The organism is Streptomyces sp. NPDC058375, assembly GCF_042723425.1.
Classification (GTDB): Bacteria; Actinomycetota; Actinomycetes; order Streptomycetales; family Streptomycetaceae; genus Streptomyces; species Streptomyces durocortorensis.
This window is the reverse complement of sequence record NZ_JBHXJG010000019.1, coordinates 25,098-47,853: the sequence shown is the minus strand read 5'-3', so window position 1 is coordinate 47,853 and position 22,756 is coordinate 25,098. Positions and strand designations below refer to the sequence as shown.

Here is a 22,756-nt window from a genome sequence, read left to right as displayed (position 1 = left end):
CCATCGGCTCCGCCGTCGTGGACGCCGGGCGTACCGGCCGCTCCGCCGTCCGCGGGCCCCTCGGCTCCGCCGTCCGCCCCTCCGTCGTGGACGCCGGGCGTGCCCGCCGCTCCGCCGTCCGCAGGTCCTTCGTCGCCGCTCGCGTCGTGCTCGGTCATCATTCCTCCTGGGATCGCACCATGGGGACGATGGTTTTCCGTTCTCCGGAAACCCGGTCGCCGGGACGTTGATCTGCGCCGAAATGGCCAGTATTCACCGTATCCCTGTGGCTGGAAAACATCGATTCGAGCAACGGGAAGTCCTCCGAATGCCAGAACTCACGCCCCGCCTGCGGCACCCCCCGGACGCGGCTTGTCCGCGAACACCCATCGGTTGCCCGCCAGCGCGTCGTTCGGCTCGGGCAGGGGGCCGCGGCCGTGCAGGCGGGTGAAGTCGAAGGGGGTGTGGACCGAGGTGGACCAGCCCCGGTCCGCCAGACGGCCCGCGGAGTCGGGGCGGGGGTCCAGGTCGAAGAGGTCCAGCAGGTCGATGCCGATCCGGTCCCTCGTGGCCGTGTACAGCGGGCTGTCGCGGTACTCCAGCAGGTCCTTCTCCAGCTTGACCTCGAAGGCCAGCGCGCTTCCCCCGGCGCTCAGCCCCTCCACCGTGTCGATGAGGTAGGTCTCGGCGGCCGGCGGCAGGTAGAACAGCAGCCCCTCGACCAGCCAGACGCTCGGCGCGGCCGGGTCGAAGCCGGCGTGCGGCAGGGCGCCGGCCCAGTCGGCGCGGAGGTCCATCGGGACCGGTACGCGCGCCGCCTTCGGGGTGGCCGAAATGCCGCCGAGCACCCGGTGCTTGAAGGCCAGCACCTCCTCCCGGTCGATCTCGAAGATCACGCAGCCGGGAGGCCAGTCGAGCCGGAATGCCCGCGCGTCCAACCCCGCCCCGACCAGGACCACTTGGCGGGCGTTTCGGGCATGGACCGACCGGAGGAGGAAGTCGTCGAGGACACGCGTCCGCAGCCCGAAATACCGGGCGAACCGTCCCCACAGCGGGTTCGCGTCCCCGTCCGGGACCTCCCGCGGATGGACCGGCCAGTCCGCGGACGCCGGGGCCGCGCGTACGAAGTGCTCCGCGTAGACGTCCTGGGCCAGGCTGTCGGGGCGGTGGGTCTCGATGGCCCGCGCCGCCGCGACCAGCAGAGCGGTCACGCCGACCCCTCCTGCCACGCCCTCCACTCCGGTGCCCTCGGTGTCCCGATGTGCTGTGTCGACCATGTGCACTCCCTTGACGAGCGAAATTCGTGCGGCTTACGGAATCAGGACCGGCTTCACCACGCGGCCCGCCTCGCAGTCGGCTTCGGCCTCGTTGATGTCGGAGAGCGGGTACGTACGGATCAGCTGGTCGAAGGGGAACCGCCCGGCCTGCCACAGCCCGGTCAGCCGGGGGATCATCAGGGCCGGGACCGCGTCCCCCTCGCAGATGTGGGAGATCCTCCGGCCCCGGTCCAGGGTTCCCGGTTCCAGCGGGAGATCGGTGTGCAGCCGGGCGACCAGGCCGAGGTGGCCCCTCGGGCGCAGCGACCGGAGCGCGTCGTTGATGATCCGGGTGGAGCCCGTGGTGTCGATGGCGTACTGCGCGCCGCCCCCGGTCAGCCGCTGGACCCGGCCGGGCAGGTCGCCCGAGGCGGCGTGCACCGGGATCGCGTTCAGCTTCTCGGCGAGCGTCAGTCGTTCGGGGTGCCGGTCGACCGCCACGGCGACCGCCCCGGCGGCGGTGGCCGCCATGACCGCCGCCAGGCCCACCGCCCCGGCGCCGAAGACCACGACGGTGTCGCCGGGGCCCGCGCCGAAGGAGTTGAGCACTGCTCCGGCACCGGTGAGGAAGCCGCAGCCGAGCGGCCCGAGCAGTTCGAGGGGGAGCGAGGGGTCTACCCGTACGGCGTTGCGGGCCGGGACCATCGCGTACGCGGCGAACGAGGACTGGCAAAACCACCGGGGCGCCAGAACGCCCCCGGCCGCGTCGGTGAACCGGGCCGCGTTCTCGGCGCGTCCCCCGAAGAGGTTGAGCGCGGCGAACGTGTCGCAGTAGGCGGGGGCCGCGCCGAGGCAACTCCGGCAGCGCCCGCAGGAGTCGAAGCTCAGCACGACGTGGTCGCCGGGGCTCAGCCCGGTGTCCGGGCCGCCCGTCTCCACCACCACCCCGGACCCTTCGTGGCCGAGCACCGCCGGCAGCGGTGAGCGCCCCGCCGAGCGCCGGACCGCGAGATCGGTCCGGCACATGCCGCAGCCCGCGACGCGGACCAGGATCTCGCCGTCGGCCGGGCCCGCGTCCAGGATCACCTCCTCGACGGCGAACGGGTCCTCGTACGAGCGCAGTACCGCGGCGTCGAACCTCACGGCCGGGCCTCCCGGGGGCGGTGTACGACGAAGGGGCTGAGGTTGCCGTACAGCCCCCACGACCCGCCCGCGACGCCGACGCCGCTCTCCTTGACCCCGGCGAAGGGCTGGGCGAGGGAGAGTTCGGCGTGGTGGTTGATCCACGCGGTCCCGCACTCCAGGCGGTCGGCCACCGCCTCGGCCCGGTCCAGGTCGGCGGCCCACACCGAGCCGCCCAGTCCGAAGCGGGTGGCGTTGGCCGCCTCGACGGCCTCATCGACGCTCCCGTACGGCAGCACCGGCAGGACCGGACCGAACTGCTCCTCCGTCACCACCGGGCTGTCGGTCGGGACATCGGTCAGGACGGTCGGGGCGTGGAACCAGCCCGGCCGGTCCAGCCGATGACCGCCCGCCGCAGCCCTGGCCCCGTCCGCGAGGGCCCTCGTCGTGTACCGCTCCACCCGGGCCAGCTGGGCGGCGTTGTTGAGCGGCCCCAGCTCCGTACCCGGGTCGAGGCCCGCCCCCACGACCACCGCCTTCGCCCGTTCCGCCAGGGCCTCCACCACCCGGTCGTGGAGACGGGCCGGGGCGTAGACGCGCTTCACCGCCATGCAGACCTGCCCGCAGTTGCGGAACGCCGCCCAGAACAGCCGGTCCGCGATCCGCTCCACGTCCACGTCGTCCAGCAGGATCGCGGCGTCGTTGCCGCCCAGCTCCAGGGTGACCCGGGCGAGGCCGGACGCCGCGCCCGCCGCGACGGCCCGCCCGGTGGGGACCGAACCCGTGAAGGTCACATGACGGATCCCCGGGTGGGAGGCGAGCAGCGCGCCCAGGGGTTCGCGGCCGGTGACGATCGTCAGCACGCCCTCCGGCAGGGCGTCGGACAGGACGGACCCCAGCAACCGGGTGGCCAGCGGCGTGAAGGGGGAGGGCTTGAGCACCACCGTGTTTCCCGCGGCCAGCGCGGGCGCGAACTTCGCCGAGGCGAGCTGGAGCGGGAAGTTCCACGGGACGATGGCGGCGACGGGCCCGAGCGACCGCCAGCGGATCTCGCTGCGCACCGGCCGGCCGTCCGCGATCGTCCGGACCTCGGCGGCCATGTCGGCGAAGTGGCGCAGGCGAGCCGCCGTACGGGCGATCTCCGCGTACGACTCGGTCAGGGGTTTCCCCTGCTCACGGGTGAGCAGGGGAGCGAGCTGTGCCCCGGCGGCCTCCACGGCGTCGGCCGACGCGAGCAGGGCCGCGGCGCGGGCGTCAGGGTCCGCCCGCCAGCTCCGCCAGGCCTCGTGCGCCCGGTGGACCACCGCGTCCAGCTCCTGGGCCCGCTGGTCGGGAGCCTCGTCGAACGCCTCGCCCGTCGCCGGGTCGAGCACGGCGAAACGCTCACCGTGGGACGCCGGGTCCGGGCCGGCCTGATACGGCGCCACGCCGGCGGTCAGCTCGCGGCCGGGGTCGCCGCGTACTCCCGGGCGTGCCGGTCCATCTCCGCCCGGAACTCGGCCACCAACCGGGGCTGGATCCGTCCGGAGTTGCGGTCGCCCCCCTCGCAGACCGCCCCGCGTACGCCGACGATGTCCGTCCCGATCCGCGTCAGCGTGGCCAGGTCCTCCCGCTTCACACTGCCCGCGAGCGCGGCGAGCAGCCCGGCGTCATGGGCCAGCCGGACGAACTCCGCACAGGCCTCGGGCGACACGTGGTCGAACAGCCGGGTGCCGTCCTTGATCGCGGTGTCGAGCATGGCCGCGTCGGAGCCGGAGCGCCGGGCGATGTCGGGCAGCGCGAGCGGGCTCACGCAGCCGATCCGGTGGGCGTCGGCATAGCCCGAGGCGACGACGAACGCGTCCGGCCGGAAATCCTTCACGGCCCGGACCACTCCGCGCATCACCTCGATGGCCTGGTCGGGCGTCGTGCACCCGTAGAGGCCGACCTTGATGTAGGTGGCTCCGGAGACCGCCGCGCCGAGCGCCGCCTGCGCCACCGTGCCGGGCTTGTACGGTACGTCTCCGACCGTCGCCGACACCGGCTTGTCCGCCGGGACCGCACCGCGGATCTCCCTGATGACCCAGGGGAAGTTCGCGCCGAGCGAGCCCTCGTCGGGCTTCTTGACGTCGACGATGTCGAGATGGTCCGCCGCCTTCGCACACGCGAGAGCTTCTTCGACGCCGTCCGGGGAGATGAGCAGCAGCAACGTGGACTCCTTCCACCGCGGGCCCTCCGGCCGAACGGCCGGGGTGCGGAGTAGCGGGATCTTGTGCGGTCGGCTCATCCTCGCCGCGCCACGTGAGCCTCCGGCAGGGCGCGAGGGATGGCGAACGGAGCACTGCCCTGACGTACTCACGCCCCCCGCGACGCGCCGTTCACCCCCGCCTCCGGCGGTGACGACGGCGAGCGGCGCGAAGGCCGCGGCCGCAGGGGGCGGTCCGGGGCTTCTTCAGCGCAGCGGCCCCGCCCTGTTCATGATCGTCTTTCGGGGATCGGCCCGGTGGCCCACCATGGGAGGTGCTTCCCATCCGCGGCTGTCTCATCGAGGTCGGCCAGGCCATGGGGCTGCTCGAAGGCATCCTGGCAGATCCGCCCGCCGGACAGGGCTGACCGGGACAGCGAACTGCTTGATCGTCTCCGGGCGGGGTAGCGAATCGGTATGACCACTGACAGAACACCGCCCGCGACCGGCGGATACGTACAGCCGGAGCTCGACGTCCGGGCGCTGACCGAGCTGCTCGACGGCGAGTACGCCGAGGTCCGCGACCTGGTCCGGGCCAACCTGGTGACGCACGCCTCGGTGCTGGAGGAGGCCGACGAGCTCGACATCGACGCGTACCGCGAGCGGGTGCGTGACCTCGTGGTCGAGATGGCGGCGACGGGCCAGACCGGCATGGGTTTCCCGAAGCGGTACGGCGGGGGCGGCGACGTGGGGGCGTCGATCGCCGCGTTCGAGACGCTCGCCTTCGGTGATCTGTCGGTCCTGGTGAAGGTCGGGGTGCAGTTCGGGCTCTTCGGCGGGGCCATCCTGCATCTGGGCACCGAGCGCCACCACGACGCCTATCTGCCCGATCTGATCACCGGGGAGCTGATGGGCTGCTTCGCGATGACCGAGACCGGGCACGGCTCCAACGTCCAGGCGCTCGGCACGATCGCGCGCTACGACGTCGACGCCCAGGAATTCGTCATCACCACCGAGGGCGACCAGGCGCGCAAGGACTACATCGGAAACGCGGCCCGTCACGGCGAACTCGCGGTCGTCTTCGCCCAGTTGGAGGTGGGCGGCACGTCCGAGGGCGTGCACGCGTTCGTCGTACCCATCCGCGTCGACGGCGAGGTGGCGCCCGGTGTCTCGATCGAGGACGACGGGCGCAAGATGGGCCTCAACGGCGTGGACAACGGGCGCATCCGGTTCGACGGGGTGCGGGTACCGCGCGAAGCGCTGCTCAACCGGTTCGCCGACGTCACCCCGGAGGGCGTCTACGAGAGCCCGATCGACAACCCCGACCGCCGCTTCTTCACCATGCTCGGCACCCTGGTGCAGGGCCGGGTCAGCGTCGGCGGTGCCGGGGTCAACGCCGCCAAGGTCGCCCTCGCGATCGCCGTGAAGTACGCCCTGCGGCGTCGGCAGTTCGCGGCCGGAGCCCAGGAGGAGGAGCGGTTGCTCCTCGACTACGGACTGCACCAGCGCCGTCTGCTGCCGCTCGTCGCGCGCACGTACGCGCTGCACTTCGCGCAGGACGTCCTCCGCACGCAGCTCCACGACGTCTTCTCCGACCTGGAGAGCGACCCGCAGGCGCGGCGGCTGCTGGAGTCCCGGGCCGCCGGAACCAAGGCGCTCTCCACCTGGCACGCCACCCGGGCGATCCAGGAGTGCCGCGAGGCGTGCGGCGGCGCCGGCTATCTCGGCGCCAACCGGTTCGCCGCGCTCAAGGCCGACAGCGACATCTTCACCACCTTCGAGGGCGACAACCACGTCCTGCTGCAGCTCGTCGCCAAGGGCCTGCTCACCGACTACGCGAGCGAGTTCGAGGACCTGGACCAGCTGGGCATGGTCCGCTACGTCACCAACCTCGCCGTCGAGACGGTCATCGAGAAGACCTCGGCCCACAAGCTGCTCGAACGCGTACGGGACCTGCTGCCGGGCGGCGACGAGTGGGACCAGGAAGCCGGCCTGCTCGACTCGGAGTACCAGCTCGCCATGGTCCGCTATCGCGAGGAGCACATGCTCGCCGGGGTGGCCCGCAGGCTCAAGTCCGGGGTCGACCGGAAGCGCGACCCCGGGGCCGTCTTCTCCGAGGTCCAGGACCACGTCATCGCCGTCGCCCGCGCCCACATCGAGCGGCTGGTCCTGGAGGCGTTCGTCGAGAAGACGCGTTCGCTGCCCGAGGGCGGCGACAAGGTCGCGCTGGGCCTGCTGTGCGACCTGTACGCGCTGTCGACGATCGAGGCCGACCGGGCGTGGTTCATGGAGCACGGGCGGCTGACCGTCCAGCGCTCCAAGGCGATCACCCGCGAGGTGAACGACCTCTGCCGCAAGGTCCGGCCGCTGGCGGGCGGTCTCGTCGACGCGTGGGGGATCCCGGACGCCATGCTGCGCGCCCCGGACCTGGTGGGCGGCGCCTGAACCCGGCGGCGACCGTGACCCCGGGGGGCCTGCCCCGGGGTCGGTCGGTGAGCCCTCAGCCGGTGAACAACTGGGTGGCCTTGCGGACCAGTTCGTACAGCCCGTAGGCGAGCGGGGCGCCCACCCACAGCCAGGTGAAGGCGATCAGCGGCCGCCGGTCCCTGCCCGCGGACCCGTCAGGCGGACTCTGACTGCTGGTGTCGGTCATCGGGCGCTCCCTTCTGCGCGGCGACGGCCGGGGCGGCGGTGCCAGCGGTGCCTGTGGTGTCTGGGGTGCCTGCGGCGAGGTGGTGGGACGGGTGGACCGGGCGGACCAGTTCGTTGGCGACGAAGCCGATGACGAGCAGGGCCATCATGATGAGCAGCGACGTCCCGTACAGATCCGCGCCGTCCTTCCCGGCCTCCTCCTGCCGGTCGGCGATCCAGTTCACGATCAGCGGCCCCAGTACGCCGGCGGTCGACCAGGCGGTGAGCAGTCGGCCGTGGATCGCGCCCACCTGATAGGTGCCGAACAGGTCCTTGAGGTAGGCGGGGATCGTCGCGAAGCCGCCGCCGTAGAAGGAGAGGATGACCAGCGCGCACAGGACGAACAGCGGCTTGGAGGAGTCTCCCACCAGGGCGATGAGCGCGTACATGAGCGTGCCCGCACCGAGGTAGACGCGGTAGATGTTCTTGCGCCCGATCAGGTCGGAGGTCGAGGACCAGCCGATCCGGCCGGCCATGTTGGCCGCGGACAGCAGGGCGACGAAACCGGCGGCCGCGGTCACCGACACGGGCGTGGAGGTGCCCGCGAAGAAGTCCGTGATCATCGGCGCTGCCTTCTCCAGGATGCCGATGCCGGCCGTGACGTTCATGCAGAGCACGACCCACAGCAGCCAGAACTGCGGGGTGCGCAACGCCTGACGCGCCGACACCTGCGGCCCCGGGGCGATGGCCGGGCTGCCGTCCGCCCGGTGTTCCTCGGTGCGCGGGCGCGGTACCCGTACCAGCAGGACGCCGAGCAGCATGAACACGGCGTAGCTCAGTCCGTGCACCAGGAAGGCCAGGGCGATGCCGTGGCTGTCGCTGCCGAAGGACTCCAGCATCTGCGCCGACCAGGGCGAGGCGATCAGCGCGCCGCCGCCGAACCCCATGATGGCGATGCCCGTGGCCATGCCGGGGCGGTCGGGGAACCACTTGATGAGCGTCGAGACGGGCGAGATGTAGCCGATGCCGAGGCCGATGCCCCCGACGAAGCCGTACCCGAACACGATCAGCCAGAACTGCTCGGTCGCGGCCCCGAGTGCGGAGAGCAGGAAGCCGGAGGAGAAGCAGACGAGGGCGACGGTCATGGCCCATCGGGGCCCCCGGCGCTCCACGAGAGTGCCGCCGAAGGCGGCGGAGAGCCCGAGCATGACGATGCCGAGCTGGAAGGGGAGGGCGCTCTGCGTGCCGCTCAGGCCGAGCGCGTCCTCCAGCGGTGGTTTGAACACGGACCAGGCGTAGGCCTGACCGATGGAGAGGTGGATCGAGAGGGCGGCGGGCGGCACCAGCCAGCGACTCCAGCCCACGGGGGCGATGGGGGGACTCATGGGTCCATCACCGTAGTGAGTGGGGATCCGGTTGAGAAGGCTTGAGAAGGTCGTTGGTTAAACTTTCACCTTGTTCGTTCCGCGTGAGGGCTCCGCGTCCGCGCCGGCCGCCGACCAGGGCGTGCGGAGCCGTCCGGCGGTCGATGTCGTCACCCGCTCTGCTCCGCCGTACCGCCCTGCGACTAGTTTGGGTGCAGGACGGATGAGCGGGCCCGTGGTGGCAGAGGCGCACGGGGGACGGGAGGTCGGGAAGAGTGTCGCTGCGCGGAGGTGATCCAGCCGAGATCGGCGGTTATCCGCTGGAGGAGCGGCTCGGTTCGGGTGGCATGGGCACGGTCTTCCTGGCCCGTACGAGTTCGGGCCGGCCAGTCGCGATCAAGCTGATCCACCAGCAGTTCGCGGGGGACGACGAGTTCCGCATCCGCTTCCGGCAGGAGGTGGCGGCCGCGCGGCGGGTCAGCGGTGCGTTCACCGCCGCCGTGGTCGACGCCGCTCCCGAGGCCGAGCAGCCGTGGATGGCGACGACCTACATCGAGGGGCCCACGCTCTCCCAGCGCATAGCCGAGCAGGGCCCGCTGAACGGGGCGGAGCTGCGGAGGCTCGCCATCGGGCTGGCGGAGGCGCTGCGCGACATCCACCGGGTGGGGGTCGTCCACCGCGATCTGAAGCCCTCGAACGTCGTGCTCTCGCCCGAGGGCCCCCGCGTCATCGATTTCGGCATCTCGCGCGCCGTGGACCAGCAGACGCTGACGATGACCGGGCGGGTCATCGGTACGCCGCCCTTCATGTCCCCCGAGCAGTTGCAGGCCCCGCGCGGCGTGGGGCCCCGGTCGGATGTCTTCTAGCTGGGGACGCTCCTGGTGTACGCGGCGACGGGGCACGGGCCCTTCGACGCGGACAGCCCCTACATCACGGCGTATCAGGTGGTCCACGAGGAACCGTCGTTGGGCGCGGTGCCGATGGCCCTGCGGGCGGTCGTCGAGCCGTGCCTGGACAAGGAGCCCGAGGGGCGGCCCTCGGCGGACGAACTCCTCGTACTGCTGCGGGATCTGCCGGTCGAACTCGGCGAGTCCGAGACCGAGGCCGGTGGGTCGGGGGCGGGGCGTACCCGCGACATGATCACGCAGCATCACCTCACGACGCCGACCGGCCGTACGCCCACCGGCCCGGGGCCCACCGCCTCGACGCCGACCGATCCGGCGCCCACCGGCCCGACGTCGACCGATCCGATTTCCACCGGCCCGGCATCCACCGATCCGTCGCGGGCGTCGACACCCACCGAACCGGCGTCCGCCGCCCCGACGCCCACCGCCCCGGCCGCGTCCGGCGCCCGGAGCACCGGTACCGCGATCGGTGGTCGCCTGCGCCGCCGGTGGCGGCCCGTGCTCGCGGCGGCGGTCGCGGTGGCGGCGGTCGGCGGGGGAGTCGCCGCACTGACGACGGGCGGTGCCGGGGGGAACAGCGCCGGCGCGGACGGCCGCGGCAAAGACACCGGCCGGAGTACCGCCGCGCCGGGCGGCACCCTCCCGGACGGCTTCGAGCCGTGGCGCAGGACCGTGCCGGGCGGCCGCGAGGACATCCCCGACGAGCTGCGCTGCGTCGCGCGGGGCGACGCGCTTTTCTGCGGGGGCGGCGGTGTCGTCGCGACCCGCCTCGACGCCCGCGACGGATCGCGGGTGTGGACCGCGAAGAGCCCGGGCGTCCCCGTCCAGGGCATGCACCTGGTGGGCGCCACCGACGACACGGTGGTCGGCTACCGCTTCGCCGACCAGGACGCCCCGCAGGGGCCTCCCCAGGAGGTGGTGGCCCTCGACGCGGACAGCGGCCGGGAGCTGTGGTCGGTGCCGACCGGCGCTCAGTCGACGGCCGTCACGGGCCGGAGCCGGGACGCCGTCGTGGTCGGCTCCGCCGTGGTGACGGTCGACGCGGCCAACTCCCGCTTCGAGGCCCGGGATGCCCACAGCGGTGATGTCGCCTGGACGACGCCGTTCCCGGCGGGCGCGCAGTGCGCGCCCGTCCCGGTAGGACAGCGGCTCCTCGCGATGTGCGCAACGGAAGCGGAGGTGGACGACCTTCAGGTGCGCAACCCCACCCTGCGCACGCTCGCCCTCGACTCCGGCGTGTACGGCGGGACCGTCGCGGTCGACGGACCCGTCGTGCCGATGGGCGTCGCCGACGGCAGGCTCGTACTCCTCTCGAAGCACTACGAGGAGACGGCCCCGGCCGGGTACGACGGGGTGGCGCGGGTCGACCCGGCCACGCGGAAGGTCACGTACTCCCGGCTCGACACGGTGTACGACGGCACGCCCGGCATGGCGGACGGCGCCGTCTACGTGAGCGGGCAGACCGGTCTCGTGACGGCGTTCGACCCCGCGACCGGGCGGAAGAAGTGGTCGCGGCAGACCGGCGTCGAGGGCGCGTCGGGCCCCGCGGCCGGAGCCGGCGCGGTGTACTTCAGCTCGGCCACCGGCCGGGTCGTCGCGCTGTCGCCGGACGACGGCAAACCGCTGTGGACGACGGACCCGCGGGCCGACGGTCTGACGGGGTCGCAGAACGCGAGCCCGCGCGTGACCGTCGCGGGGCGCGCGCTGTTCGTGGCCGCGGACGACAACACGCTCTTCGCCTTCGACGCGCAGAGGCCGCCGAGGTCGAGCTGACCCCGGCGGCCTCCCCGCCCGCCCCACCCCCGTGGGGGCGGCTGTTCAGGCCCGGCGCAGGACGGTGGCCTCCGCGCCCCAGCCGAGCGCGACGGTCCGCTCGACCCGCCAGCCCGACCGCTCCGCGAGGACGGCGAGGGCGGCGGAGTCGCGCAGCGGGGCGCCGGTCGCGGTGAACGCGTGCAGCGCCGCCTCGGCCGCGTGCGGGCTCAGTCCGTCCGGGCGCGAGGCCTCCACGAGCACCGCCGTGCCGGTCCATTCGGCCAGCCGCGCGAGGAGCTGTACGGCCTCCTCGTCGGTGCGGTACGCCAGCGCCTTCGCGGCGACCGCGACATCCGCCGGGCCGGCCGTCCAGTCGATCCGGTCCGGCGCGGGAACGTGTCCGCGCAGGACCGCGGCCGGTGTGCCCTCCTCCGCGATCCGCAGCCGTACGCGCCGCCCGGCGTCGTCGAGGGCGGCGGCCACCGAGGCGCTGCCCGGCCCGGTCAGGAGGCAGGTACCGACGTCCTCCCAGAGCGGGTCGGCCGTCAGACCGGTCAGTAGGAACACCAACTGCTCGCACTCCTCGACCAGTTCGGCGTAACGTTCCGCTTCGTGGGCCACCGTGTCGTGGAGGGTGGCGCCCGAGGCGAGCCGCCAGGGCGATGTGCCGTCCCGGAGCGCGGGAGCCAGGTGCGCGAGGGCGAGCAGCAGCTCGGCCTCGTGGCCGGTGTACTCCTCGCGCTCGTGGTCGTCCAGGAGTTCCTCGCCCGCCGCGCCCAGGCGCAGCCCGCTTCCGTCCGCGTCGCCGACGATCACGTCGTACGCGGCGAGCAGCGGCAGCAGGACGGCGATCCCCGTACCGGGCACGCCCAGCCGGGCCGCGAGGGTGTCGGCGGAGAGTCCCGGCGTGTCGGCCACCGCGTCCACCACGCCGAGCTGCAACGCCGCCCGGGCGACCAGCCACGGCAGCGGCGACGGAATCCCGGCAGGGGCCGCCGTGGCAGCGCCCGCGTCGGCCGTGGCCTCCGCCTCCGGCGCGGCGGGCTCCTCGCGGTGCCAGTAACCCGTGATGTTCACCCGGTCCTTGGGGAGCTTCCGCTCCCGCTGGAGATACCGGCGTACCGGCAGCAGCGCCCGGCTCTCCGCCGCCGCCCAGACGTACCCCTCGCCCGGCGGCACCGGCAGCGCGCGGACGGCGGCCTCCAGCGCCGCCGCGTCACCCGGCTCCGCGAGGACCCAGGTGACCGTGTCGCCGTCGCGCAGGGCCAGTTCCTGGCGCGCCGCGTCGTCCGAGACGGTCACCAGGATGTGTGCCGGGGCGTCGAGGGGACGTTCGTCGAGGAAGCGGCCGATCGCGGGCAGGGCCGTCTCGTCCCCGACGAGGAGGAGCCAGTCCAGCCCATCCGGCAGCCGCAGCGACGACTTGGGCCCGACGAACCACAGCTCGTCGCCCTCCCGGGCCGCCGCGGACCAGGACTCCGCCGGCCCGTCGCCGTGCACCACGAAGTCGAGGTGCAGCTCTCCCGCGTCGAGGTCCACTCGCCGGGGCGTGTAGTCGCGGGTCAGCCGGTGCTCGGCCGGGATCCACTCGATGCCGTGCGGCAACTGCGCGGGCAGCGCCGCCCGGACGTCCCCTTCGGCGGCCAGGATCAGCTTGATGTGGTCGTCGAACCCGGGGGCGGCGAAGGCGGGGTGGTCGACCCCGTCGCGGGTGAACGCCGCGAGGTCCGCGCCGCCGAGGACGACGCGCCGCATCCTGGGGGTCACCTCCTCGACGCGGCGCACGGCGACCCGGCGCAGGACGAGGGGATGTGTCGTGTACGCGCGCTGGGCGGCCATCAGGAGAACTGCTTCTCGATGATGTCGAGCAGGGCCATCGACTCGTCGTAGTCGCCGCGCAGCACCCAGTGCGGCAGGTCATAGGCCCGGTTCGCCCTGAAGGCGGGCAGCGCGCCGTAGACGGGGTTCTTCTTCAGGGTGGCGACGTCGGTCGTGTCGCCGTTGAAGCCCATCACGAACACGGACGGCTGGGTGATCGTCTGCCCCACCTTCTCGGTCGACAGCTCGAACATGTCACCGCCCTGCCCGTACACCTTGAACCCGCCGTCGGCGAAGACCGGCGCCGGTGTGATGCCGACCTTCTTCAGCTCCGTGGGCAGGCCCACGCTCTCCACCAGGCCGTAGGCCGTGCCGTCGCCGGTGAGGGCGAGGAAGGAGACCGGACCGGCCGGCGGCTTGATCGCCTTCTTCACCTCGCCGATCCGCCGGTCGTAGGCGGCCACGTGCTCCTTGTACACGTCGGGCTTGCCGAACACGTCGTCGGCGAGGAAGGAGAACTGGGCCCGCCAGTCGCCGAGCTTCTTGCCGACGAGCACGGTGGGGGCGATGTCGGAGAGGTCGTCGTACACCTTCTCCGCCTGGAACAGCGGGAAGCCGATGCCGCCGCCGACGATGAGGTCGGGCTCCAGGGCGAGGATCGCCTCCAGGTCGAAGCCGTCGACGCTCCACGGCAGGAACGTCGTGCCGTCCTCCTTCGCCTCCTTGGCCCAGTTCGGGGAGAACGCGCCCTTGCTCTCGGCGGCCTCGGGGATCGTGGCCGTGACCGGCACGTCGAGGTCGTAGAGATACCCGGCCAGCGCGTGGTTCAGAACGACCACCCGCTTCGGCTCGGCCGGCACCTTCACCTTGCCGTAGTCGGTCGTGACGGTACGGGCCTTCGCGGCGGACGCCTTGTCCCCGTCGCCCGACGGGTCGGAGGCCGAGCAGCCGGTGAGGGCCAGCGCGGCGATGACCGCGACGGCGAGAAGACGGGCAGGAGCAGACATGGGACCTCATGAGACTGGGCAGGCTCGACCGTTCGAGCTGTTGGTAAGGTGAGGCTAACCTCGCTGGTTCCGCTGCGTCGATCCGAGTACGACATCGCCAGTGACGGACACGACGCATCGCACAACGGGAGGCACGCTTGCCGACGACATCCCTCGGCACCGTGGTCGCCGAGAACGCCATCCGCTTTCTGGGACACGACACGCACCAGCACGACGAGCCCCATCTCGTCTACGTGGTGACGGGCAACGCCCGCCTCTTCGCCGACGGCGAGGAGTGGCGGCTCGGGCGGCACGAGGCGCTCTGGCTCGCTTCCCGGGTGCCGCACGCGCTGCGGATCGAGTCGGGCGGCATGGCGCTCGGACCCTTCCTCGACCCCGCTGACCAGCCACGATGCCGGGTTCAGCCGCTCGGGGCGGTACCCGCGATCGTCGAGGTCATGACCACCGCACTCGGCGCCGCGCCCACCACGCCGGAGCAGGTCGAGCCGTTCCGCCAGGAGCTGGGGCGGGTGCTGAGAGGCATCTCCCGGCACTACTTCCCGGTCGTGCTGCCCGTCCACCCAGCCGTGCGCGCCCTCGCCCGCGAGGCGCTGCGCACCCCCTCCGCGACGCTGGAGCAGCTCGCCGAACAGCACCGGATGAGCGCTCGTCAGGTGCAGCGCGTCTTCCTCGACGAGACCGGACTGCCCTTCACACGGTGGCGCAACCGGGCCAGGATGAACGCCGCCGTCGAACACCTCCGCGGCGGGGGCGAACTGACGGCGGCGGCCAGGGCGGCCGGCTACGCGACCCGGGCCGGGCTGTTGCGCGCGCTGAGCCGCGAGTCCGGGGTGCCGGTGAACGCGCTCTCCACGGACGCGGTGGGGGCGCTCGGGAGCTGAACCCGGGGGAGCCGGGCCCGCGACGGCCCCAGCAGTACGTATTCGCCGCAGCGGCTCCAGCAGTACACGTACCTCGATCACGCACGGCACTCCGGCCTGTCCGGGTGGCAGGTTGCTCAGGGAGAACAGATGGCACAGGCGCTCGCGAAGACGGCCGCGCCACCACCGGCCACACCGTCGAGGTCGTCACGTCGAAGGACGCGTCGGCTCATCGGCCTGGGCATCGCCGCCGGCGCCCTCCTCGTCGCGGTGCTGCTCAGCGTCGCGATCGGCTCGGCGCTGCTCCCGCTCGACGTGGTGTGGCAGGCGCTGACCGCTCCCGACGGCTCCGCCTCGCACGCCACGGTCAGCGGCGCACGCGTGGACCGCACGCTGCTCGGCATCGTCGTCGGGGTGTCCCTGGGCGTGGCGGGCGCGTTGATGCAGGCGCTCACCCGTAATCCGCTCGCCGACCCCGGTGTCCTCGGCGTCAACGCCGGCGCGGGCTTCGCCGTCACCCTGGGCGTGGCCGTCTTCGGCGTCACCCGCATCGAGCAGTACCTGCCCTTCGCCCTCGTCGGCGCCGTCCTCGGATCAGCGTTCGTCTACCTCGCCGCGAGCGGCGGCCGGGGCGGGCCCACGCCGCTGCGCCTCACCCTCGTCGGAGTCGCCTTCACGGCGGTCCTGCTCGGCATCTCGCAGACCCTCGCCCTGATCGACACGGAGACCTTCGACCGTATGAGGTTCTGGGGAGCGGGCACCATCACCGACCGCCCGACGGGCACCGCCGGGGACGTCCTGCCCTTCGTCCTGGCCGGACTGCTGGCCGCCGCCCTCTGCGCCCGCCCGCTCAACGCGATCGCCCTCGGCGACGACGCGGGCCGGGCCGTCGGGCTGCGGGTCGGCGCGGTGCGGTGCGGGGTGGTGGTCGCGGTGGCCCTGCTGTGCGGTGCGGCGACGGCCGCGGCGGGCCCGCTGATGTTCGTCGGCCTCATGGTGCCGCACGCCGTCCGATGGCTCACCGGCCCCGACTGGCGCTGGATCCTCGCCTTCTCCGCCGTCCTCGCCCCGGTGATCGTACTGATCGCCGACGTCCTGGGCCGGCTGATCGTGATCCCCTCCGAGCTGCAGGTCGGCGTCATGATGCCGCTGATCGGCGCGCCCGTCCTGATCCTCCTGGTGCGCGGAAGCCGGGTGAGGGAGCTGTGAGCGGGGCATTCGTGCTCAGGGCGGGTTCCCTGAGCCTGCGGGCGTCACGCCGTTCGCTGGTCGTCTGCGGGCTGCTGTCGGCCGCGCTGGTCGCCCTGGCGCTCTGGGCGTTCACCCTCGGCAGCTACACGCTGAGCCTCGGCGACCTGATGTCGGTCATGACCGGCACCGCCCGCAACAGCGTCCGCACCGTCGTCCTGGAGTGGCGGGCGCCGCGCATCGTCGCCGCCGTGGTGTTCGGGGCCGCCCTCGCCATGGGCGGCGCGGTCTTCCAGTCCCTGACCCGCAATCCGCTCGGCAGCCCCGACGTCATCGGCTTCACCACCGGCTCCTACACCGGTGTCGTCCTCACGCTGCTCGCGGGCGCGAGCAGCTACTCCGCCCTCGCGGCGGGCGCGCTCGCCGGCGGGCTCGTCACCGCGCTGGCCGTGTACCTGCTGGCGTTCCGGCGGGGCGTGCGAGGCTTCCGGCTCATCATCGTGGGGATCGCGGTCGGGGCGCTGCTGTCCTCGGTCAACACCTGGTTCTCCGTGAAGGCCGACGTGGACACCGCGCTGCGGGCCGCGGTGTGGGGCGCCGGTTCGCTGAGCGCCATCGGCTGGCCCGCCGTCCTGACGGCCTCCGCCCTGGTGGCAGCGGTCGCCCTGGTGGCCCCGGCGGCGCAACGCCGGATGCGGTGGCTCGAACTGGGCGACGACACGGCGGCGATGCTGGGCGTACGCGTCGAGCGCACGAAGCTGCTGCTGGTCGTCCTCGGCGTGGCCGCGACCGCCGCGGTGACCGCCGCGGCGGGCCCCATCGTCTTCGTGGCCCTGGCCGCGCCGCAGATCGCCCGCCGCCTCACCGGGCGCGGATCCTCCGTCGACCTCGCCGGTTCGGCGCTCGTCGGCGCACTCCTGCTGCTCGGCGCCGACATCGCGGCGCAGCACGCGATCGAGGACGTGGTGCTGCCGACCGGCGCGGTCACCGTGTGCGTCGGCGGCGCGTATCTGCTGGTGCTGCTGGTACGGGAGTCGCGCAAGGGGTTCTAGCCGTGCCCGCCGGCCTACCCGTGCACGCACTGTGCTTTCCGGGCGCGCGAAGGCGCACGGACGTGAGGGACGTGGGGACGGGGAATGCGACGGCCGCGGCCGCGGTGAGTACGGACGTGTATCCGTGGCTGGGCTGCTTGGGACGACGGTGGGACGCCACTGAGGCGGGCTCCTTCCTCCTCGGCCGCTGCAACGGGCGCCCCGTGCGGGCGGCCGGCTGAACGGAGGCTGGGCCACGCATACGAAGCAACTTAGTGGCTGTCATCCAAGCGCGGGCGGGGGAGTTCAGTCGCTGAGGATCCGCTCCCACAGCAGCCCGTCCCGCCAGTCGCCGTCGAGGAAGATCGCGGAGTGAGCGACGCCGTACGGGGTGAACCCGTTGCGGCGCAGCACCCGTTGGGAGGGCAGGTTCTCCAGGTTGGTGGACGCCTCGGCGCGATGCAGGCCGAGTTCGTCCCGCATTACTCGGAGCGCGAGCCCGACGGCCCTGCCGGCGTGCCCCTGGTTCTGGGCGACGCTCGCGATCCAGTACCCGAGGGAGGCGCGGCGCAGATGCGGCTGCGGCAGGATGCCGCCGACGGTGACCTGCCCGATCACCTCGTCACCGGCGAGCACCACGCCCGGCCAGACCGTGCCCGCCCGGTGGCCGGCCAACAGGCCCTCGATCCGCTCCGCCTGGCCCTCCGTGGTGAAGAAGTCGTCCGGCTGGGCCGGTTCCCACGGCCGGAAGGCCTCGGCGTCCCGCACCCGGTGGGCGGCGATCGGGGCCGCGTCGGCGGGCTCTATCAGGCGGATCCTGGTGCTGGTGCTGGTGCTGGTGCTGGTGCTGGAACTGCTGGGCATGGGCCGGTCCTCGTCGGGATGTCGGGTGGGACCGGCCCAACCTATGCGAGGGGTCTCCGCCGGATACCCCCTAAGGGACCTTCACCCAGTCGAGGGTGCGCTCCACCGCCCTCTTCCAGCCCGCGTAGCCCTCCGCGCGCTGCTTCTCGGACCACTGGGGCGACCACCGCTTCGACTCGTGCCACTGGGCGCGCAGCTCGTCGGTGTTCTGCCAGAAACCGGTGGCGAGCCCCGCCGCGTAGGCGGCGCCGAGAGCGGTCGTCTCGGCGACGACGGGACGGCTGACCTCGACGCCGAGGACGTCCGACTGGATCTGCATGCAGAGGTCGTTGGCGGTGACGCCGCCGTCGACCTTGAGCACGTCGAGATGGACCCCGGAGTCCTGCTCCATCGCCTCGACCACATCGCGGCTCTGGTAGCAGATGGCCTCCAGCGTGGCCCGCGCCAGGTGGGCGTTGTCGTTGTACCGGGCCAGGCCGACGATCGCGCCGCGGGCGTCGGAACGCCAGTACGGTGCGAACAGGCCGGAGAACGCGGGCACGAAGTACATCCCGCCGTTGTCCTGGACGCTCCGGGCCAGCTCCTCGCTCTCCGGCGCCGACTTGATGATCTTCATCTGGTCGCGCAGCCACTGCACCGCGGAACCGGTGACGGCGATGGACCCCTCCAGCGCGTAGACCACCGGTTCGTCGCCGAACTGGTACGCCACCGTAGTGAGCAGGCCGTTCTGCGAACGGACCAGTTCCGCGCCGGTGTTGAGCACCAGGAAGTTGCCGGTCCCGTAGGTGTTCTTGGCCTCGCCGGGGGAGAAGCAGACCTGGCCGACCGTGGCCGCCTGCTGGTCGCCGAGGACGCCCCCGATGGGAATGGCGGCGCTCAGCGGCCGGGAGGTGCGCGTGGACCCGTAGGCCTCCGCGTCCGACGAGGGGTTGATCTTCGGAAGCATCGCCCGGGGGATGCCGAAGAAGCCCAGGAGTTCCTCGTCCCAGTCGAGGGTCTCCAGGTCCATCAGCATGGTGCGGCTCGCGTTGGTCACATCGGTGGCGTGGATACCGCCGTTCGGGCCGCCGGTCAGGTTCCACAGGACCCAGGCGTCCGTGTTGCCGAAGAGCGCGTGCCCGGCCTCCGCCGCTTCCCGTACGCCGTCGACGTTCTCCAGGATCCACTGGATCTTGCCGCCGGAGAAGTACGTCGCGGGCGGCAGCCCGGCCTTGCGGCGGATCACCTCGCCCTTCCCCGAGCGCTCCAGGTTCGCCGCGATGGCATCGGTACGGGTGTCCTGCCAGACGATGGCGTTGTAGTAGGGCCGCCCGTTGCGCGGATCCCAGACCACCGTCGTCTCGCGCTGGTTGGTGATGCCGATCGCCACCAGGTCGGTCGGCGACAGACCACCGTGCCGCAGAGCGTTCTGGATCACCGAGTTGGTGCGTTCCCAGATCTCCACGGGGTCGTGCTCCACCCAGCCGGAGCGGGGCAGGATCTGCTCGTGCTCCAGCTGGTGCCGGGCGACCTCGTTGCCGCCGTGATCGAAGATCATGAATCGGGTGCTGGTGGTCCCCTGGTCCACCGCGCCGATGAAGTCCGCCATGATGTGCCGCCTCTCCGGGCGCTGTGGTTCAGTCCTTGGGCGCCGGGACGCGACCCGGCGGTTCGGGTTCCGCGGACGGCAGGAAGCGTCCGACGAGGGCCTTGTAGAGCCCCGCGCCCAGCAGGCCGCCGATCAGCGGGCCGATGATGGGCACCCAGAAGTAGAGATTCCCGTACTGGTCCCGCCACGCCCCGCCGTACCCGGTGAGGAAGCTCGCCAGCCGGGGGCCGAAGTCGCGGGCCGGGTTGATCGCGTACCCGGCGTTCGTTCCCCAGGCCATGCCGATCGCGACCACGACCAGGCCGATGATGAACGGGCCCATGTTGGAGCCGGGCGGGGTGTTCAGCAGGTCGGTGATGGCCATGATCAGCAGCAGCAGGACGGCGGTGCCGATGATCTGGTCGCGGAACGCGCCCCATTCGTGCACCGGCAGAGCGGGGTTGCCGTTGGCGGGCAGGGTGGAGAAGACGCCCTGCGTCTTGATGGTGTGCCCGGGGTCGGCCTTCGCCAGCGCCTCGCTGTAGTTCCAGCGGACGATCAGCGCGGCCACGAACGCACCGGCCGTCTGCGCCACCGCGTACGGAGCCACCTTCTTCCAGGGGAACCCCTTGAACGCGGCCAGCGCCAGGGTCACCGCGGGGTTGAGATGGGCCCCGCTCAGCCGCGCCGCCACATAGACGCCGAGCGTGACGCCCAGCCCCCACGCCCAGGCGATGCTGTCGTGGTCCCCGAGACCGCCCGCCGGATCCGTCAGGGCTCCGCCCGCCGACACCTGGGCCACGACGCCGCACCCGAAGAGGATGAGGATCATCGTGCCCGCGAATTCGGCCGACAACTCGCCGACCAGTCCGGACTTCTTACGTAGCTCAGCCATGGAAGCTCGCCCTCCGCCGACGGCCGCCGGCTGTCGACTATCCGAGCAGTGTCAGCAGGCTAAGGTGATTCGCCGAAAGGGGCATTTCGGGATGATATGAACGCGATGGCGAGGCCTCTGCCGACGGGGACGGTGCTCGGCCGATCGGGTGAGGGGGAGGTGGCCGTACCAACGGCCCGTGGCGGCCGACGGCCCCATGTGGGATCGAGCGCATGCCTCGTATCGTTTCGGCTACCGGTCGGTAATCTGACGCGGGGTCCATCCGGGGGAACGCGGAGCCGTGCCGGGCGAGTCGACCCCGCCGAATTCCCCCGAATTCCCTCGGGAAACAATCGATTTCGTGGACATACGCCGGAGGGAGAGGGGCACGAGGCTGGCAGCGGTTGATGAGGAAAAGGGAAGCCCGCCCGGACGACATGGCCCGGCCGGTGCCGGCGCCCGCCCGGAGACCGCCTCGAATACGTCATTGACTTCCATGCGGACAGAGGAGTTTTCCATGAGCGAGAACCTGTGGGGATACAACCCGAGCGTCGGTCACACCGTCGGCACCGACCTGATCGGCTACAAGGTCGAGGCGACGGACGGCAGCATCGGAAAGGTCGACAAGCACTCCGACGACGTCACGTCCTCTTATCTGGTGGTCGACACCGGTGTATGGATCTTCGGTAAGGACGTTCTGCTTCCGGCGGGCACGGTGAGCCGGATCGACACCGACGACAAGAAGGTCTACGTCGACCTCACCAAGGACCAGATCAAGGACTCTCCGGAGTTCGACAAGGAAAAGCACATCGGCGACGCGGATTTCCACCGCACGACGGGTGAGTATTACGGCCGCCACCGTCGCGTCTGACATGGCGCCGCGCGAACAGCGGGCGGGGCCGGACACACCATGTGTCCGGCCCCGCCCGCTGTTTGTGTGTCTCCATCCCCTCAGCGCTCGCGCGGTGGGGCGAGGACGTACACCGTCTCCTCGGGGATGTGCCGGGTGTCGCGGCGGGCCAGCAGCCAGTACAGCACCGCCGGGACCACCAGGCCCACGATCCAGGAGACGTCCGCGCCGCCCAGCGGATCCGCCAGCGGGCCCGTGTAGAAGTGCGTCACCAGGAACGGGAGTTGGGCCAGGACACCGATCCCGTAGACGGTGAGGGCGTCCCAGCGCCAGGCGCCGTAGCGGCCCCGGGGGTCGGACAGCGCGGGGATGTCGTACCGCTCCCGCGAGATCAGGTAGTAGTCGACCAGATTGATCGCCGACCATGGGGTGAAGAACGTCAGCAGGAACAGCAGGAAGTCCTTGAACGACGTCAGGAAGCTGTCCTTGCCCAGCAGCGCCAGCGCTGTCCCCGCCACCATGATCAGCCCGATGTACACGGCCCGGCCGCGCGGCGACAGCGTCCGCTGACCGCGGAATCCGCTGATGCTCGTCACCATCGACATGAATCCGCCGTACGTGTTCAGCACGTTGATGGTGAGCTTGCCGAGCGCGATCACGAAGTACAGGAACGACGCGATCAGACCCGCGCCGCCGAGGCCGACGACATAGCCGACCTGGTTGGCGAGGAACGCCTCCCCGGCGGTCGCCGCCACGAGCACGCCGAAGGTCATCGACCACTGGGAGCCGATGGCCGACCCCGACAGCGTCCACCAGAACGTGGACCGCCCCGATGTCGTACGCGGCAGATAGCGCGAGTAGTCCGCGACGTACGGCCCGAAGGCCAGCTGCCAGGACGCCGAGAGCGACACCGCCAGCAGGAACATCGGCAGGTCGAAGTGCGCGTCGCCGAGCAGCGCGGAGAGGTCCACCCGGTCCAGGAGGCGGATGCCCAGATAGACGAAGGCCAGGGCGCAGACCACGCTCGCCACCCGCCCCAGGACGTGGATCACCCGGTAGCCGACCGCCGCCATGACGGCCGTGACCACCGCGAAGACCACGATGCCGGTGGTGTCGTTCGTGTGCATGAGCTGAGCCGTCGCCTGGCCGGCCAGCACGCTGCCGCTCGCGAAGAACCCGACGTACATGAGGATCACCAGCAGCAGCGGGACGACCGCGCCCTTCACCCCGAACTGGGCCCGGGACTGGATCATCTGGGGCAGACCCAGCTTCGGGCCCTGCGCCGAGTGCAGCGCCATGACCGCCCCGCCGAGCAGATTGCCCAGCAGCAGGCCGACGACCGACCACACCACGTCGCCGCCGGAGACGACGGCCAGCGCGCCCGTGACCACCGCCGTGATCTGGAGGTTGGCGCCGAGCCAGAGGGTGAACTGACTGAACGCCGTCCCGTGCCGTTCGTCGTCCGGGACGACGTCGATGGAGCGGCGCTCCACCAGGTCTTCAGCTGCCATGACTCGGCTC

Annotated in this window: 19 protein-coding genes; 7 read left to right on the top strand and 12 right to left on the bottom strand. The window is 72.0% G+C overall.

All coding sequences use genetic code 11. The features are described 5' to 3' along the window. Positions 1-317 precede the first annotated feature (317 nt). Genes ACFWM7_RS05670 through ACFWM7_RS05655 form a run of 4 tightly spaced genes read right to left on the bottom strand, consistent with a single transcriptional unit; the run spans position 318 to position 4,545 of the window. Positions 318-1,256 (bottom strand): class I SAM-dependent methyltransferase, encoded by a 939-nt coding sequence (locus tag ACFWM7_RS05670; protein ID WP_383255450.1) that lies wholly within the window; start codon positions 1,254-1,256, stop codon positions 318-320. A 33-nt stretch (positions 1,257-1,289) separates the two neighbouring features. Beyond that, positions 1,290-2,378 (bottom strand): NAD(P)-dependent alcohol dehydrogenase, encoded by a 1,089-nt coding sequence (locus ACFWM7_RS05665; RefSeq protein ID WP_383255448.1) that lies wholly within the window; start codon positions 2,376-2,378, stop codon positions 1,290-1,292. Continuing rightward, positions 2,375-3,784, bottom strand: coding sequence for an aldehyde dehydrogenase family protein (locus tag ACFWM7_RS05660; RefSeq protein WP_383255447.1), 1,410 nt, complete (start codon positions 3,782-3,784; stop codon positions 2,375-2,377). The genes ACFWM7_RS05665 and ACFWM7_RS05660 overlap by 4 nt, the downstream gene beginning before the upstream one ends. Before the next feature lie 8 nt (positions 3,785-3,792). Beyond that, on the bottom strand, positions 3,793-4,545 hold the full coding sequence (locus ACFWM7_RS05655) for a (5-formylfuran-3-yl)methyl phosphate synthase (protein WP_383255444.1): 753 nt from the start codon (positions 4,543-4,545) through the stop codon (positions 3,793-3,795). A gap of 453 nt (positions 4,546-4,998) precedes the next feature. Between ACFWM7_RS05655 and ACFWM7_RS05650 the strand changes: the two genes are divergently transcribed. Continuing rightward, on the top strand, positions 4,999-6,966 hold the full coding sequence (locus ACFWM7_RS05650; protein ID WP_383255442.1) for an acyl-CoA dehydrogenase family protein: 1,968 nt from the start codon (positions 4,999-5,001) through the stop codon (positions 6,964-6,966). Positions 6,967-7,021: 55 nt separating this feature from the next. Here ACFWM7_RS05650 and ACFWM7_RS05645 read toward each other — a convergent pair whose 3' ends face one another. Further along, positions 7,022-7,174, bottom strand: a complete 153-nt coding sequence (locus ACFWM7_RS05645) for a hypothetical protein (protein ID WP_383255440.1) — start codon at positions 7,172-7,174, stop codon at positions 7,022-7,024. Then, positions 7,143-8,537: an OFA family MFS transporter gene (locus ACFWM7_RS05640; RefSeq protein ID WP_383255437.1), complete on the bottom strand. Its 1,395-nt coding sequence runs from the start codon at positions 8,535-8,537 to the stop codon at positions 7,143-7,145. Before ACFWM7_RS05640 ends, ACFWM7_RS05645 begins: the two co-directional genes overlap by 32 nt. A gap of 254 nt (positions 8,538-8,791) precedes the next feature. Here ACFWM7_RS05640 and ACFWM7_RS05635 point away from each other — a divergent pair, with 254 nt between their 5' ends. Together ACFWM7_RS05635 and ACFWM7_RS05630 are read left to right on the top strand one after the other, a co-directional pair. Further along, positions 8,792-9,382, top strand: coding sequence for a serine/threonine-protein kinase (locus tag ACFWM7_RS05635; RefSeq protein WP_383255435.1), 591 nt, complete (start codon positions 8,792-8,794; stop codon positions 9,380-9,382). A 15-nt stretch (positions 9,383-9,397) separates the two neighbouring features. Next, a complete protein-coding gene (locus ACFWM7_RS05630) occupies positions 9,398-11,194 on the top strand; it encodes a PQQ-binding-like beta-propeller repeat protein (RefSeq protein ID WP_383255433.1) in 1,797 nt (598 codons plus the stop codon). 45 nt (positions 11,195-11,239) lie between these two features. Here ACFWM7_RS05630 and ACFWM7_RS05625 read toward each other — a convergent pair whose 3' ends face one another. Then, a complete protein-coding gene (locus ACFWM7_RS05625) occupies positions 11,240-13,015 on the bottom strand; it encodes a siderophore-interacting protein (protein WP_383255430.1) in 1,776 nt (591 codons plus the stop codon). Then, positions 13,015-14,001, bottom strand: coding sequence for an ABC transporter substrate-binding protein (locus tag ACFWM7_RS05620; RefSeq protein ID WP_383255428.1), 987 nt, complete (start codon positions 13,999-14,001; stop codon positions 13,015-13,017). Before ACFWM7_RS05620 ends, ACFWM7_RS05625 begins: the two co-directional genes overlap by 1 nt. Before the next feature lie 137 nt (positions 14,002-14,138). Here ACFWM7_RS05620 and ACFWM7_RS05615 point away from each other — a divergent pair, with 137 nt between their 5' ends. The 3 genes from ACFWM7_RS05615 to ACFWM7_RS05605 all read left to right on the top strand — a co-directional run bounded on the left by ACFWM7_RS05615 (position 14,139) and on the right by ACFWM7_RS05605 (position 17,101). Continuing rightward, entirely contained in the window at positions 14,139-14,882 is a 744-nt protein-coding gene (locus ACFWM7_RS05615; protein WP_383255425.1) for a helix-turn-helix domain-containing protein, read from the top strand. A 129-nt stretch (positions 14,883-15,011) separates the two neighbouring features. Beyond that, the gene (locus ACFWM7_RS05610) at positions 15,012-16,070 is read left to right on the top strand and encodes an iron chelate uptake ABC transporter family permease subunit (RefSeq protein WP_383255422.1); all 1,059 of its coding nucleotides are present in this window, start codon (positions 15,012-15,014) and stop codon (positions 16,068-16,070) included. Continuing rightward, a complete protein-coding gene (locus ACFWM7_RS05605; RefSeq protein ID WP_383255420.1) occupies positions 16,067-17,101 on the top strand; it encodes a FecCD family ABC transporter permease in 1,035 nt (344 codons plus the stop codon). Before ACFWM7_RS05610 ends, ACFWM7_RS05605 begins: the two co-directional genes overlap by 4 nt. Before the next feature lie 285 nt (positions 17,102-17,386). Here ACFWM7_RS05605 and ACFWM7_RS05600 read toward each other — a convergent pair whose 3' ends face one another. From ACFWM7_RS05600 to ACFWM7_RS05590, 3 genes are all read right to left on the bottom strand, one after another. Beyond that, positions 17,387-17,944 carry a GNAT family N-acetyltransferase gene (locus ACFWM7_RS05600; protein WP_383255418.1) on the bottom strand — a complete coding sequence of 186 codons (558 nt, stop codon included), beginning with the start codon at positions 17,942-17,944 and terminating at the stop codon, positions 17,387-17,389. Positions 17,945-18,014: 70 nt separating this feature from the next. After that, a complete protein-coding gene (gene glpK / locus ACFWM7_RS05595) occupies positions 18,015-19,532 on the bottom strand; it encodes a glycerol kinase GlpK (RefSeq protein WP_383255416.1) in 1,518 nt (505 codons plus the stop codon). Positions 19,533-19,560: 28 nt separating this feature from the next. After that, on the bottom strand, positions 19,561-20,406 hold the full coding sequence (locus ACFWM7_RS05590) for an MIP/aquaporin family protein (protein WP_383255413.1): 846 nt from the start codon (positions 20,404-20,406) through the stop codon (positions 19,561-19,563). A 496-nt stretch (positions 20,407-20,902) separates the two neighbouring features. Here ACFWM7_RS05590 and ACFWM7_RS05585 point away from each other — a divergent pair, with 496 nt between their 5' ends. Next, complete coding sequence (locus ACFWM7_RS05585) at positions 20,903-21,256, top strand: PRC-barrel domain-containing protein (RefSeq protein WP_383255409.1); 354 nt, start codon at positions 20,903-20,905, stop codon at positions 21,254-21,256. Between the two features lie 80 nt (positions 21,257-21,336). Here the strand turns inward: ACFWM7_RS05585 and ACFWM7_RS05580 are convergent, their stop codons facing one another. Beyond that, positions 21,337-22,746: a purine-cytosine permease family protein gene (locus ACFWM7_RS05580; protein WP_383255407.1), complete on the bottom strand. Its 1,410-nt coding sequence runs from the start codon at positions 22,744-22,746 to the stop codon at positions 21,337-21,339. Between the last annotated feature and the right edge of the window lie 10 nt (positions 22,747-22,756).